Origin of the sequence: Paenibacillus sp. FSL K6-2859 (assembly GCF_038008265.1) — a bacterium.
GTDB lineage: Bacteria > Bacillota > Bacilli > Paenibacillales > Paenibacillaceae > Paenibacillus_AQ > Paenibacillus_AQ nitricinens.
Genome location: NZ_JBBOYU010000001.1, coordinates 3,983,211 through 3,999,069, shown reverse-complemented (window position 1 = coordinate 3,999,069; position 15,859 = coordinate 3,983,211). Strand labels below are relative to the sequence as shown.

10 protein-coding genes are annotated in these 15,859 nt (G+C 42.3%); 8 read left to right on the top strand and 2 right to left on the bottom strand.

All coding sequences use genetic code 11. The annotated features are described in order from the left end of the window. Positions 1 to 3 precede the first annotated feature (3 nt). The 5 genes from MHB64_RS17860 to MHB64_RS17840 all read left to right on the top strand — a co-directional run bounded on the left by MHB64_RS17860 (position 4) and on the right by MHB64_RS17840 (position 6,802). Complete coding sequence (locus MHB64_RS17860; protein WP_341135048.1) at positions 4 to 1,095, top strand: response regulator; 1,092 nt, start codon at positions 4 to 6, stop codon at positions 1,093 to 1,095. A gap of 141 nt (positions 1,096 to 1,236) precedes the next feature. Beyond that, entirely contained in the window at positions 1,237 to 5,358 is a 4,122-nt protein-coding gene (locus MHB64_RS17855; RefSeq protein WP_341135047.1) for an S-layer homology domain-containing protein, read from the top strand. A gap of 154 nt (positions 5,359 to 5,512) precedes the next feature. Further along, the gene (locus MHB64_RS17850; RefSeq protein WP_341135046.1) at positions 5,513 to 6,031 is read left to right on the top strand and encodes an ankyrin repeat domain-containing protein; all 519 of its coding nucleotides are present in this window, start codon (positions 5,513 to 5,515) and stop codon (positions 6,029 to 6,031) included. Beyond that, positions 6,032 to 6,394 (top strand): DUF4180 domain-containing protein, encoded by a 363-nt coding sequence (locus tag MHB64_RS17845; protein WP_076283444.1) that lies wholly within the window; start codon positions 6,032 to 6,034, stop codon positions 6,392 to 6,394. It begins immediately after the preceding gene. Between the two features lie 30 nt (positions 6,395 to 6,424). Then, positions 6,425 to 6,802, top strand: a complete 378-nt coding sequence (locus tag MHB64_RS17840; RefSeq protein ID WP_094875218.1) for an iron chaperone — start codon at positions 6,425 to 6,427, stop codon at positions 6,800 to 6,802. 85 nt (positions 6,803 to 6,887) lie between these two features. On the opposite strand, the gene MHB64_RS17835 is transcribed toward MHB64_RS17840, so the two are convergent. Then, a complete protein-coding gene (locus MHB64_RS17835; protein WP_341135045.1) occupies positions 6,888 to 7,826 on the bottom strand; it encodes an ArsR/SmtB family transcription factor in 939 nt (312 codons plus the stop codon). Positions 7,827 to 7,971: 145 nt separating this feature from the next. Between MHB64_RS17835 and MHB64_RS17830 the strand changes: the two genes are divergently transcribed. Beyond that, on the top strand, positions 7,972 to 10,725 hold the full coding sequence (locus tag MHB64_RS17830) for a glycoside hydrolase family 2 protein (RefSeq protein WP_094875215.1): 2,754 nt from the start codon (positions 7,972 to 7,974) through the stop codon (positions 10,723 to 10,725). A gap of 96 nt (positions 10,726 to 10,821) precedes the next feature. Here the strand turns inward: MHB64_RS17830 and MHB64_RS17825 are convergent, their stop codons facing one another. Next, on the bottom strand, positions 10,822 to 12,516 hold the full coding sequence (locus tag MHB64_RS17825; protein ID WP_094868858.1) for a M3 family oligoendopeptidase: 1,695 nt from the start codon (positions 12,514 to 12,516) through the stop codon (positions 10,822 to 10,824). Between the two features lie 638 nt (positions 12,517 to 13,154). On the opposite strand from MHB64_RS17825, the gene MHB64_RS17820 reads away from it, so the two are divergent. Next, positions 13,155 to 14,339 (top strand): GntR family transcriptional regulator, encoded by a 1,185-nt coding sequence (locus MHB64_RS17820; protein ID WP_094875214.1) that lies wholly within the window; start codon positions 13,155 to 13,157, stop codon positions 14,337 to 14,339. 234 nt (positions 14,340 to 14,573) lie between these two features. Then, positions 14,574 to 15,839, top strand: coding sequence for a glycoside hydrolase family 125 protein (locus MHB64_RS17815; RefSeq protein WP_341135044.1), 1,266 nt, complete (start codon positions 14,574 to 14,576; stop codon positions 15,837 to 15,839). The last annotated feature ends 20 nt before the right edge of the window (positions 15,840 to 15,859 follow it).

Here is a 15,859-nt window from a genome sequence, read left to right as displayed (position 1 = left end):
CACATGCTTCGAGCTATTATCGTAGATGATGAAGAACTATCAATTAAGCGGTTAAAAAGAATATTGTCTCAGAGTGGTGAGATTGAAGTATACAGTACTTTTCTGGATCCGACAGAAGCCTATGAATTTGTAAAGGGAAATTCGATTGATGTTGCATTTTTGGACATTTCTATGCCTGACACGAATGGAATGAAGCTTTCTGCCTTTTTACATGAACTAGATGAATCGATTGATGTGGTTTTTGTTACAGGGTATGACGAGTACGCACTGCAAGCCTTCGAACTGAGTGCTGTCGATTATCTGTTGAAGCCTGTAACTGCTCAGCGATTAACTAAAACTCTGGATAAGATCAAAAAAATAAATCGAGGAGTGACGGTTCAGCCTGTTATGGAAGTGCTTTTATTTAATGGACTAAAGATATACCGCCGGACGCAAGACAGAGAGCCCATTAAGTTGAGAAGTCCAAAAACCGAAGAGTTGTTTGCTTTTTTGGTTAGTAAAGGAACCGTTAGCCGTGAAGAAATTATCGACACCTTATGGAGCGGGCTGGAACCTGAAAAAGCGCTCAAAAATCTGAACTCTACCTTATATTATATTCGAAAAGCAATCGGTCCTAGTGTAATAAAGGCGAGTAGAAATGAAATTAGTATAGATGAACGCAGTGTTTATTGTGATTTGTATGAATTTGAGCGATTGTTGAAGCAAATTAGACATGTCTTGAAAAGAAATTCAGCGTGGTTCAATCTAGTGGAAACATTGTATACTGGAACCTTTCTCAAAGGAAAATCATACGATTGGGCCAGTGGGAAGACACTCCGTCTTGAACAGGATTTTATTGGACTGCTGGAACTGGCAGGTAGATTTCACATGGAGCAGAACGAACCTCAACAATCACTGCACTACTTTGAGAGAATATTGAAATTGGACCCCTTGAGAGAAGATATCCATCAGGAAATCATCCATTTATATATTGAACTAGGGCGAATGAATGAAGCCTATCGGCGATATGGGCAATTGGAAGAGACCCTTCAACAGGAGCTTGGAACTTCACCTGATCCTGAGCTCAAAGCGTTGATTAAGAAGATGATGAATTAGTATAAGAAAAAGAGAACCGACGAATCGATTAGATTTCGAGGGTTCTTTTTTTGTTTATTTTTCGTTTATCATAATTTTGTATAATACTCTCGATTATTGTCGAAATGATGACATGATTTAAGCTAGAGGGGGAAAAAGAGTTTGAAGCCATCATTTATGAAAATAGGCATTAGTATTTCGTTAGCCACTGGACTTGTGGTGCAAGGTGTGGGGCCGATCCATCCTCAAATCATGAGTGCAAAATCGAGCTTTGGTTGGCTCGAGAATAGCCCAGTAGTGATACCGTCCATTAATGAAGATGATACTTCCAACGCGGGCGTTGTTGTGTCAAGTCTTTTGGCAGCAAAGGTAACCGATCCAGCGACAACAGGGATTGCTGTGGTATCTTTTGATAATACCAATGGGGCCTGGCAATATTACAACACACAAGGAAATATCTGGTATAATATCGAGCCGGTGTCGGACACTAAAGCTTTTCTGCTGCTGAAATCGGAGAAAATACGTTTTGTCCCAGGGAAAGATTGGAACGGACAAGCTTCCATTCGCTTTAAGCTATGGGATACTACAGTAGCCGGTTATCAAAATTATCAAAAAAATGCGAATACCACAGTTTCTGCCGCATTCAATCCAGATTTAGGCACTGCCACAATTACTGTAAACCCAGTAAACGATGCACCTTATCTGACAGAACTGAATGGTGGGGACTATCTTAGTTTTGACGGTAGCGGGGATTATGTGTCGTTCCCGGATCAACGTATTTATGGGAACTCTTTTACAGTTGAAGGATTTTTGAAGGTCAATGGTTTTAATACATGGATGAGATTTTTCGAATCTTCAATCGGTGAGGCAGACCACAATATTTTTGTAGGCTTTAACGGAAAAAAAATGAACTTCACCGCGTACACCAATAAAGGAGACATTAATGTCGCTGAAGATTTTCCGATTTCCAAGTGGGTTCATGTCGCGATTGTTTATGATCACACTCAGAAAAAGGGACGTATTTATTGGGATGGCGTTCTTAAAGCAGAAGGACCTATGGATTTAAGCACGGTTGGTAACGTTGCGCGTCCGAACAATTGGCTTGGTAAAAGCACTTGGAGACAGGACGGAGACTATAACGGTGGAATGAGAGATGTTAGGTTCTGGAGTAAAGCCAAAACTCAGAGTGACATTGTGCGCGAAATGAACGTCGATTTGAAAGGGACGGAGCCTAATCTGGCTTTAAACTATAAATTAGCGAATAGTAATGATGGTAATGTTGCTTATAATACACTGGTCACTGCAGGTAAGAACGGAACAATTACGGGAGCAAGCTGGAAGCAAGACACTGGCTTCATGGGAAATACTACAACGGACAAAAATAAGTCGGTATCACGATCTTTTAAGGTCATTGATGTAGATGGAGATGACCTACAAGTATCCGCTACCTCCTCAAATACTCTTTTAATTCCGAATAGTGGCCTGAAGGTAAGTGGAAGTGGTGAGCAACGAACGTTAGAAATTACACCGGCGGTAAATGCTTTCGGTACCAGTGTGATTTCTGTCAAAGTAGATGATGGGAAATTAAGCAACACTTACACCTTTAACTTGACGGTAAACGATGTGGGGGATGTCATCGTAACCGGATTGACCTTGAATAAGACAACACTCCAGTTAACAGAGGGAGAAGCGGGAGATACATTGAAAGCTGTCATCGCACCTGCTAATGCCACGAACAAAACAGTAATTTGGAGCTCCAGTGATGAAACGGTTGCGACCGTTGTGAACGGTGTGGTGACACCGGTAGGTATTGGAACAGCAACGATCACAGCAACCTCTATGGATGGAAGTTATACGGCTACATCCGTAGTTACTGTGAGTGCTCCAATCCCACCAGTTGTGAACGTAACTGGAGTGAAGCTTGATCAGGAAACGCTAGACTTAACTGCTGGTGAAGCGGATGCCTTACTGAAGGCGACAATAGAACCTGCAAATGCGACGGACACAGATGTGTTCTGGAACTCTAGTGATGAAACTGTCGCAACCGTAGTGAACGGTGTTGTCATTCCGGTGGGTAAAGGAACAGCAACGATCACCGTGACGACTAAAGATGGTAGCTTTACGGCTAAAACGACCGTTAATGTGGCAGCCCCTAAACCGCCTATCGTTATCGTAACGGGAGTAACGTTAGACCAGACCACACTTAATTTAACAGTTGGAGAAGGCAATGAAACGCTACAAGCGACAGTGGCACCTGCCGATGCAACGAATAAGGGTGTCATCTGGAGCTCTAGTGATGAGACAGTAGCCAAGGTTGTTTACGGAGTAGTCACTCCAGTTGGTGTGGGCACAGCAATCATCACAGTAACGACCAAAGATGGAAGTTTTACAGCTTCAACAACAGTACATGTAAGTGAACCCATTCCACCAGTTGTGAATGTGACTGGGGTGAGGTTAGATCAGGAGACGCTCGATTTAACAGCTGGTGAAGCTAGTGGAACACTAAAAGCAACAATTGAGCCTTCAAACGCAACGGATCCAGACGTGATTTGGAGCTCTAGTGATGAAACGATAGCTAAGGTTGTGGATGGAGTAGTAACACCAGTTGGTGAAGGAACAGCCATCATTACAGTTACAACGAAAGATGGCAGTTATAAGGCTTCAACAACCGTTACTGTGAAGGCTCCTGCTAAGCCAATTACAGCACCGAGTGCTCCAACAGCCATCACTGCAAGCGCAGAGAATGGTCAAGCGATCATCACCTTTACGCCACCAGCTAACGATGGCGGGAGTGAGATCACAGGGTATATTGTCACGGCTATTCCAGGAGGATTGACGGTTACGGGAACGGGAAGTCCGCTTACGATCAGTGGTTTGACGAATGGTACAAGCTACACCTTCACGGTACAGGCCATCAATAAGGCTGGATTCAGCGAATTCTCTGTGGCGTCCAATGCGGTCATCCCGAGCGCTCCATCCAGTGTTGATGTTCCTTCACAACCAACCCCATCAGCAACGCCGGCACCTTTGGCAAATGATGCTTCCATTCTAATTAATGGTAAAGCGGAAAGTGTCGGGTCCGCGACCAATGGTAAACGGAAGGATCAAACGCTAACTACCATTGCTTTAGACCAGAAGAAGCTGGAAGACAAGCTCGCCGCTGAAGGTAAAGGTGCTGTGGTTTCTATCACTGCCACTAGTAAATCGGATGTTATTGTTGGCGAACTAAATGGACAAATGGTTAAAAATATGCAGGGAAATCAAGCAGTACTTGAAATCAAAGCCGGAAATGCGACATTTACACTGCCTGCCGGGCAGATTGATATTGATGCCTTATCCGCGCAGATTGGCAAATCTGTAGCTTTACAAGATATTAAAATACAGATTGAAATCAGCGCACCAACTGCTGATCAAGTTAAAGCATTAGGAGCTGCTGCGCAAAACGGATCATTTTCATTAGTCGGGGCACCGGTGAACTTTACGGCTAGAGGTATTTACGGAGATAAGAGTATTGAACTATCTCAATTCAATACGTACGTAAAACGTACCATTGCTATTCCGGAGGGAGTGGACCCGAACAAGATTACAACGGGTGTATATGTTGATGCTGATGGCACAGTGCACCATGTACCTACTAAAGTGGAAGTAATTGATGGTAAATATTTTGCTACAATTAACAGCCTTAGTGCCGGCACTTACTCTGTTATCTGGCATCCACTTGAATTTAACGATGTTGCTAATCATTGGGCAAAAGATGCAGTGAATGATATGGGTTCCAGATTAGTCATCGAGGGATCTGGCAATGGCCAATTTACGCCTGACCAAGCGATTACCCGTGCAGAGTTTGCGGCAATTGTTGTACGAGGCCTCGGACTTGAATTGAATCAAGCGGCAACACCATTTGCAGATGTTAAGACTACGGATTGGTATAATAGTGCGATCAATACTGCATATGCCTATCAATTAATTAATGGTTTTGAAGACGGCATGTTCCGCCCTGATGAACAAATTACCCGTGAACAAGCGATGCTAATTATCGCCAAAGCAATGAAAATCACAGCGTTAAAAGCTAAGCTTCCTAATCAATCCACTGAAGGATTCTTGAACCCATATACCGATGCCAGCAAAGCATCTGACTGGGCGATTAGCGCAATTACTGATTGCTTACAGGCAGGCGTAATCATGGGACGAAGCAGCAATGTGCTTGCTCCTAAAAATGATATGACCAGAGCTGAGGTTGCTGCAATCGTTAAACGTCTTCTTCAAAAGTCTGATTTAATTTAAAAATTGACTTACAATAAACATTGAAAAGAAAGAGTATTCATTTGATAACCTTCGAATGAATACTCTTTTCTTTTTTTAGCAGGAGAATGGTTTAACTATCCAGAAAAAATAAACTAGATCGTTTATCAGATCAATCGAAAAGAGGCGAAATCTAATGGAATTACAGCAAAGCATTAATGAAGTTTTTCAGTCGGCACAACAAGGTGATGCTGTACTGCTAAAACAAATTCTAGAATCCCATCCGGCTCTGGTGAATACGGAAAATAATGAGGGACTTACCCCTTTGGGATATGCAGCACATTTTGGCAAAGAAGCAGCGGTGCAGGTGTTATTAGACTTTGGAGCTAACGTTGATGCTGTGTCTCACTCTAAGCTTAGCTATATTCCTTCCAATACTGCACTTCATGCTGCGATTGCTGGGGAGCGGGATATGGGAGTTATCCAGCTGCTATTGAACAAGGGTGCTCAAACACATATTTTTGATAGCGATGGGCATTCTGCCTTGCATTCTGCAGCTTTTCATTCGGATAATGTGGAGCTGATACGCTTGTTAATCGAACACGGAGCTGACGTCCATGCTAAAATTGAAGGTGGTGAATCCGTATTAGCAATAGCCATCCAACAAGAAAACCACAATGTAAAAGAGATTCTTATCGAAAAAGGAGCAATTTGAATGCAAATCACATTAAACCGTAAAGACAATTCAACAGTAGCCTTGATTTCCAGCGAGGGCATTGTAATTAATAATGTAAATGATGCATTGGATCTAATGGCGAACGTTAGATATCAAGAATGCGATAAAATGATTCTAAGAAAAGAGCAAATCACGGATGATTTTTTTGAGTTAAAGACGGGGCTTGCCGGAGAGATTCTTCAAAAGTATACAAACTACCAGATGCGAGTTGCTATTGTGGGAGAATTTACTGGCTATAATAGTAAAAGTCTGAATGATTTTATTTATGAATGCAATCAGGGGAATAAAATATTGTTCAAGAGTACTGAAGACGAAGCATTGGCAGCACTTCATCAAAGTTAAATGTGACTAGAAACAGTGAGGGGACTTAACATGGAAGGTAAAATCACGTATGAATCGATCGATGACTATATTTCCAAGTTTCCACTGGAGCTTCAAGAAATCCTTAATACAATAAGAAAAGTGATCAAAGAAGCGGCACCTGATGCAAAAGAAAAGATTAGTTATCAGATGCCTACTTTTGCACTGCACGGAAATCTGGTGCATTTTGCAGCTTTCAAAAACCATATTGGATTTTATCCAACACCTAATGGGATTGAGGCTTTTAGGGAAGAACTATCCGTCTATAAAGGTGCAAAAGGATCCATTCAATTTCCACTTAATCAGCCGATGCCCTATGAATTAATTAGTAAGATCGTGAAATTTAGAGTGGCTGAGAATATCAAAAAAGCTGAAGATAAGCGTAAGTAATTGGTGTGTAAAGAAAAAAGCGTCCAATTGCACACCTGAAGCTTTAGATCCTCACTGGTTTCAGGTGTACAATTCTTCCGTGTTATCATGTACCCGATACTGAACGACGCACAAACGACAGGATAATATCCTGTGAGTAGTCTCCGAAACCACTTCCGAATAAATTCAGGCCTCGTCTATTGGGGGCATCCTCGCGAATCTCAAAGCGTACTCGAATGGGCTCATTGAATGCCAGCTTTAGTGAGCTAATTGTAGTAGGGGAAGAAGCAATTCCATTTATTTTGCTACCCTGTTCTGAGGTACTCCACTCTGTCAGCATTCCATATTCTGTACCACTCTTCCAACGTTCGGGTGTTAACTTTCCTTTCCGGTTACCGAAATCTGATGGACAAGTCCAAGTACCGACATGTAAGTCGTTTATAGTTAATGTGATGTCACTTGCCCAATCTTCTCGGAATGCAGGTGCTTCAGAACAAACCTCAGCAGAAATCCGGATCTCATCAAGCTCGACACCTGGGGGTAGTGGATTAGCAAAATAGTATTCGACATAGCCAGAGTCAGCGAACCATAAGAGAGATGCATCAACTCTTTCCGGCATGTAGAATACCCGAGGATCATCCTGAGAACCGATGACTCCGCCGTCTTTTCCTGCCATACCACAAGAGGGTTGAATAGAGCAGTGGGAGAACATCCCGATGGGCATATGTAGTTCTTCCGTTTGATGCAGACCATCACCTAACTTCGAAGGAAGATCGAGATGGATGGATCGGCAGGTGACCGCGCATATTTTCTCACGATTTGCACCTTGTGTAGATGAGATTAAGTTAACTTGCTCAAGGGTCTGTACATTGATTGAAATTGTAGGTTGAGCTACACCAAGTGTCTCGGCCAATTGACTTACACTCATAGGCTTGTCACCAAGGGCTTCAAGAATGCGGACTCTGACATCTCCAGAAAGTGCTTTAGCAACATCTAAGATGCGTGATGCAGGGTAGCGTATCGTTTCTTGCGAAATATCATTCATGGGTTATATTCCTTTTCGTTAGGATAGGTTGAGGATATTGTACACTGAAGTTTATATATTGTAAAATTATAATATACATTGCGAATTTTATATACTGATGCTAAAATGAGCTCAACTTCTTATTTTGAAAGGCTGTGCTCATATCATGACAACTCCCGTACTGAATGTTGAGAGTCTTCCGATTCCTCGTCCCGAACATCCGCATCCACATTGGCAGCGCAACGAATGGATGAATTTGAATGGGGAATGGTCATTTAGCTTTGATCCGAGCAACGAAGGAATTAGCGAACATTGGTATTCCAATTCAGAAATCACTTACAGTTCGAGGATTACTGTTCCTTTTTCATGGGTAAGTTCATTATCAGGTATTGGCAGTGATCATAAAGGGATAGGATGGTATCGGCGGACTTTGAAATGGCAGTCTATCGACTCACAGACACGACTATTTTTGCGATTCGGGGCAGTAGATTATTCATGTGACGTTTGGATAAACGGAGTGCATGTTGGTTCACACCAAGGTGGATATGGTTCATTTGAGTTCGAAGTTACTCAGTACTGGGTTGAAGATTTAGACAATACAATTGTCGTTAGAGTAGAGGACTTCGATCATGATTACCAAGCCCGTGGCAAACAAGGTTATGGAGAAATTCGCGGAATCTGGCAGTCCGTATGGCTAGAATCTCGGCCCCAGACTTATATGAAAGATGCTAAGTTTGTGACCACTATTGATGGGCAAGTGAATGTGACTGCAAGAATCTTTGCACAAGAAAATGGATCGGCAGAGTTCACGCTGAAATTCGCAGAGAATTCTATATTGCATACTGAGAACATTGATCTTACCGCAGGGGAGAATGAATTTAAGCTCTCTATCCATATAACAGATCCAATGTTATGGAGTCCAGATACACCTTATTTGTACGAAGGCGAACTACAGCTTAGCGGATCTTTTGGCACAGACACAGTCAGCACCTATTTCGGAGTTCGAGAAATCCAAACTGTACGCTATGATGAGCGTGGTTATCGCTGGATTACCCTTAATGGCAAGCCGATTTATTTAAACGGTACCCTTGACCAGTCTTATCACAAAACGGGCTATTTCACTTATCCGACTGATGAAGACATGCGGGATGAAATCTATCTAATGAAACGTTTGGGACTGAACTTTGTGCGTATTCATATCAAGCCAGAGGAACCACGCAAACTATATTGGGCGGATAAACTAGGTATTTTGGTGATGGAGGACATGCCTTGCTTTTGGGGGAATCCGGATGAAAAAGCACGTGCTGCGTATGAATGTGAAGCACTTGAGATTATTGAACGAGACTATAATCATCCATCGATTTTTTCTTGGGTAATGTTTAACGAGACATGGGGTTTGAAGACGAACGCTCAGGACACTAGTCTGACGAGTGATGTAGAGCAGCAGAACAGCTATCTTAAAGAAACACAGGAATGGGTTCGGGAAAAATATCATTGGGCAAAACGGCTGGATCCATCTAGAATCGTTGAAGATAACTCACCATGTAACTATGATCATGTGGAATCTGATATCAATACTTGGCATTTCTACATTAATGGTTATGATCAGCTTAGATCTCATTTGAATGAGGTTGTAGACAAAACTTTTCCGGGTTCAGACTTTAACTGTATCGGAGGTAATGTACAATCTGATGCCCCGTTGATGAACAGTGAATGTGGAAACGTATGGGGTATCGAAGGCGGGGCAGGGGACAGTGATTTAGCATGGCATTATCGCTATATGATGAATGAATTCCGGCGGCATGATAAGCTATGTGGTTTCGTATTTACCGAATTTCGTGATGTTACGAACGAGTTCAATGGTTATTATCGGTTAGACGGTAGCGATAAAGATTTTGGTTATGATGCCTTTGTTCCTGGGATGACGATTTCTGATTTGCATTCGCCGGACTTCATTGTGATCGATGCGCCGCCATGCCAGACAGTAAACGCAAAGGCTGAAGTTAAAGTTCCCCTTCTTCGTTCCAGTTTTTCAGATAAATATCATGGACAGCTTTTAAAGATAAAATGGGAACTTTGGTACGACAATTTGGGAACACGAGTTGTTTCACAAAGTGAGCATATGTCAGTGGAGTGGGACGGATATGGAGTAGCAGATTTACCTCCTCTTTATGTCCTTATGCCTGATCAGGACGCAGTTGCAGTGCTGGCAGTTTCATTGATAAATAATAAGGATGAGGTAATTACACGCAACTTCATTACGTTTGATGTTAGAAGCGGTAATCAGAGTGTAAGGTTTGAAGGGGATGGAGATTGTATTAATATCCCTGTGGATGCGTATAAAGAACACAATTTTGGACAACAATGGGAAGCTATTCAGTGCGCAAAAATCAATGGGGCTGGGCAAGGCCATTATGCATATGATATAACTCTTCCAGATGGTGTGGAGAAAAAGATGATTGGCGAGATCGAAATCATGTTCGAAGCCAGCGCAAAGCGAGTATTGGCTCGAAATCTTGAAGGTGCAAAACAAAATGAAATGGGACTTGATCTCATGCACGGTGCTGATGCCAGGGTGGAGTATAATCCGAATACGTATTATATGACCGACGAAGAACGTCATCCTTCATGTGTGAATGTTCTGATAGAAGGTCAACGGATTGGCTCCTTCTATTTGCCGGATGATCCGGCCGACAGCCGAGGTGTATTATCTTGGCATTATCAGCCATTAGCGAATAAGTTGGATGAGGCGGGCTCTTACGGCTATCTGTGTAAAGTAAGTGTACCGGGGCAGTTAGCAGCTAGACTAGACCGCAATCGTACTTTCCGTTTGGAGCTTCAAACAGAGGGGAGAGGCTTAGCCTTATATGGCCGCAATGCGGGTCGTTACCCTATAGATATATTGATTCGTTATCGATAACATAGATGGGTGAAGTTGGATCATTCCATTTTAAAAAGCAATCCAAGCCCTAAGGCAAGGATTGCTTTTTTTGTGATGAGCTTATCAGAGGATGGATTAAAGCTCTTTATCATTAATGCTGTTTAGCCAACCTTCAATATCCCCAATAACGGAGCTAATGCAGCCGTCTTCAAATGGTGAAGTCAGACCCGCTAGTTCAACTAGTTTGATAAAGGACTTGCTTCCACCAGCTTGGCATAGCTCCAAATAATCGCTCCAAGCAGATTTGAAATCTTCGTTCGAACGTTTCCAGAATTGGAAGGCACATAGCTGAGCTAGTGTGTAGTCGATGTAGTAGAATGGCGAGGCAAAGATATGGCCTTGTTTATGCCAGAACCCCCCTTGTTCCAGATAAGTGTTACCTTCATAATTACGATGTGGTAAGTATTTCTTCTCGATGTCTCTCCAAGCTTGCTTGCGTTCAGCAGGAGTTGCGTCAGGGTTGCTATAAACAAAATGTTGGAATTCATCGACAGATACCCCGTAAGGAATAAACTGAAGGCTGTCAGATAAGTGATTAAAGCGGTATTTATCCGCATCTTCCTCAAAGAACAAATTCATCCAAGGCCAAGCGAAAAATTCCATACTCATGGAATGAATCTCACATGCTTCATAGGTTGGAAAAGCATATTCTGGTACATTAATATTGCGGCTTTCATACACCTGGAACGCATGACCCACTTCGTGAGTTAAGACATCAATATCCCCAGAGGTTCCGTTGAAATTCGAGAAAATAAAAGGGGCTTGGTATTGGCTAAAATAGGTACAATATCCGCCGCCTTGTTTTCCTTTTTTGCTTACTAAATCCACCAGATTATTGTCTAGCATGAAGTTGAAAAACTCATCCGTTTCAGGTGAGAGTTCTTTGTACATCTTCTTACCATTAGCTACAATCCAGTCTGGATCCCCTTTAGGTGTAGCGTTCCCAGTCTTAAAGCTAAAGTTCTCGTCGTAATATTTCAATTCATCGAGACCCAGTCGTTCAGTCTGACGTTTCTTTAACTGCTGGGAGACGGGTACGATATATTCAAGTACTTGTTTGCGGAAATTAGCAACCATTTCAGCATTATAGTCGGTACGCATCATACGGTCATAACCAAGCTGAACAAAGTTGCTGTACCCAAGCTTTTTAGCTATGCGGTCACGGACCTTGACAAGCTCGTCATAGATGCGGTCAAATTCAGCCTCGTGTTCGGACATAAAACCAAATCGGGCTTCAGAAGCACTTTTACGCATATCACGGTCTGTAGACAATTCGAATGGTGCGAGTTGAGGCAGTGTACGCTCTTCACCTTCAAAAAGAATCTTGGCAGATGCAATAAGCTGGGAGTATTCTGTTGAAAGTTTATTCTCCAATTGTAAATCTTCAATGATTTCCGGACTAAACGTCCGCAGCGATACTTCAGCAAGCTGGAGTAACTGCGCACCCCATTCCTTTTCAAATTCGGCTCTATATTTGGAATGTACGAGTGCTTTGTAGTAGTCGGTTATGTATTCCTGCACGACAGGCCCGATTTCGTCCATGAATTCTTGTTCGGCTTTGTAAAATTCATCTGTCGTGTTGATAGAATGACGAACGCTAACCAATGTCTGCATCGTGTCAAACTCATTGCGAAGCTTGTTAATGGCAGTGACGGAAGCTTTTTGTACCTCTAGTGGTGATGTGTCGTTGAGATCTTTCAGCAGGGTGTTAAAATCTTGCTTGAATTTCTCTACATCCGGCCGCTCATAGCGGTAATCATCAAATTTCATAAAAAAATCAACTTCCTTTCTATACCAGATAATCTCTATTATATAATCTGAACAGCCATTTACGATAGACCTGTGTAAGCTTTTTATGCTTGAAAAAAGAACAAATCTACAAAAGTGTAAAAACTTGTTAGATGAAGTGTGGTTTGATATTATCTATGAATATACTAGATCTCATCAAGAAAAAAATGGTCCATCCAGATATACGAGAGCAGCGACCGAAGGGATCAATGGCAGGTAAAGATGGTCCATGGTATATTGAATGTACAAAGAAATCGCTCCTTTGGGAAGGGTTGGGTCGTACCTCCATTTTACCAAAACGAGCGATTTCTTTGTTTGTTTTTAAAGGATACAAGAGTCAATTCCCGCTTAAACAACGGTCCGTTCATGCAGCGTCCACTTAAGTGCACACGTTGATCCGACTCAAAAAAAGGAGGCGTCCCCGAAGCCATTACTTGGCTTTTGGGACAGCCCCTTATCTCTGTTTCTATACGAATCTTAGAATTTTTCCACTTTAAGCTATACTTCCTTCCTCCCTCTTTTTTTACCTGCTTCCGTTCAAATGTCGACAAACTTAATATATCATGATATATTATTATGTATAAAGATGAAAAAATTAGAGTCAGGAGATAACGAAAGTTATGAATGAGACAACGTCATCCAAACCGATGTATGAAAAAATATTTGATGAAGTAAAGCAGCTTATTGTTAATAAATCCTATGGACAAGGGGAGCGAGTTCCTTCAGAAAAAGAGCTGGCCGAAACCTATAATGTAAGTCGGATTACGAGTAAAAAAGCTCTGGAAATGTTAGCCGCCGAGCATTTGATTGTGAGAAAACCGGGAAGGGGTTCGTTTGTGGCTGATCCGGCAGTTGACTACTTAGATTCAGCTATGTCTTCTGAGACGATCTCCGACGGGACTGTTTTTAATTCCTTTAATCATGAGGAAAAAACGATTGGTCTGATTATTACCGACTTTGGCAACAGTTATGGAACAGGCTTGATTTATGGGATGGAACAGGCTTCCCGTGATAATGATTGCTTCCTCGTTCTACGAAGAACATTTGGCGTACCAGAGAACGAGGAACAGTCTATTCAGAAGTTGCTTAGCCTAGGTGTAGATGGTCTGATTGTTTTTCCGGCTCAAGGCGAATTTTTTAATGCTGAGATTCTAAAATTGGTGATTGGGCGCTTCCCTTTAGTTTTGGTAGATCGCCATCTGAAAGGAGTAGCTGCTGCTTCGATAGGCACGGATAACATACAGGCTGCACTTAAAGGGACGGAGTATTTATTTGATCTCGGGCATACTCATATCTCTTTCCTCTCTCCGCCTCCAGCGGATACGACAGCTCTTGAGGAGCGGGTGGAGGGATTTATTCAAGCGCATGCGGAGCGGGGGATAGCTGTAGATAAAGGGTTGTGGGTTAGTGATTTAACTTCAACATTACCTAATTCCTTTAATGATGCAAATATTGAACACGATATCTCACGGCTGGTTTCTCATATACAAGAGAATCCAACAATAACGGCGCTTTTTGCTGTGGAATATAATATTGCTCTGCTGGCTAGAACTGCGGTTGAACGGCTTGGGCTGCAGATTCCGGGGGATATTTCGATCATTTGCTTTGATAGTCCGCCAACTCCCCTCGGCTCGGGTTATTCGTTCACTCATTTGCGGCAGAATGAAGAAGAAATGGGGCGACTCGCAGTTGAAAATGTATTGCAAATTATGAACGGCCAGGCTGTATCGAACAAGATAATGCTGGAAGCTAAGTTGATTTCTGGTGAATCCACAGGTCCTGCTAAATCATCCAATTCTAAATAATTTTATACGATTATCCATAAATTAGTTGCTATGAAAACCTATCTTTTGGGATAGGTTTTTTGTTTGTTTTAGATAGATGTTTATCATTACATAACTATTGATATATCATTATTTATAAATAAACATATTGACATACTAACTACATGACAATATACTAATTTGTGAAAGCGCTTCAAAGGAAAAAGAAAAAAGGGGGTATTATAACTGAAAGCAACCAGAGAAATCCCTGAGTCGATGAAGAAACTGGCATCTAATGTAAAGGTCCAGCTGAATGATCGTCCAAAACTAGCAGAGATGTTCGAGAAATGTATGGCTAATACCTGGAATACAACGTTGAAACGAATGGCGAATGGTACCACTTTTGTCATTACCGGAGATATCCCAGCGATGTGGCTGCGGGACTCGGCCGCTCAGGTTAGACCTTTCCTAATCCTTGCTTCCGAGGATGAAGATATTGCCGACATGATTGAGGGACTTGTACAAAGACAATTCGCCTGCATCCAGCTTGACCCTTATGCGAACGCGTTTAATGAAGAGGAAAATGGGAATGGTCATCAGGAGGATCTAACGGAGATGAGCCCAGGAGTATGGGAAAGAAAATATGAGATTGATTCGTTATGCTATCCGATCCAACTGGGTTATCTGCTCTGGAAGAATACGGGCCGAACTAGTCAGTTCAATGATTCATTTGTTAAGGGTGTAGAAAGAATCATTGCATTATGGACTACCGAACAGAAACATGAGAGCGATTCCAACTATCTTTTTCAACGCCTGAACTGTCCATCTACGGATACATTAGTACGTGAAGGAAAGGGGACGTTGACAGCTTATACCGGAATGACTTGGTCTGGATTTCGTCCTAGCGACGATGCCTGTGAATACGGGTATTTGGTTCCTGCCAATATGTTCGCTGTGGTTGTTTTAGAGTATGTGTGTGAAATTGCCAGAGAGATTCTAAAGGATCAAGAACTGGAATTGAAAGCCAGAAGACTTTCTGAACAAATTAATGAAGGAATACGCCAGTATGGAATCGTAGACCACCCAGAGTATGGGTCAGTTTATGCCTATGAAGTAGATGGTTTGGGACAAGTGAATTTTATGGATGATGCCAATGTGCCGAGTCTACTTTCTATCCCCTATTTAGGTTATGTGAGTGCTGATGATCCGATCTACCAGAATACCCGTCGTCTTATTTTAAGTGAAACAAATCCTTATTTCTTTGAAGGCAAGATGGCTTCAGGTATTGGAAGTCCGCATACGCCACCACGTTACATCTGGCCTATAGCTTTAGCGATTCAGGGCATGACATCTACTAGCATAGAAGAACAGGAATATTTGCTCCATCTGCTGGAGAAGACGGATGCCGGAACCGGATTTATGCATGAAGGATTCCATGTGGATCATCCAGACGAATATACTCGTCCATGGTTCTCTTGGGCCAATATGATATTCTGCGAGCTGGTGCTCATGCGTTGCGGTTTGCAGGTTAAGCGAAGCTGATATTTGCAAGGTTGTTATTA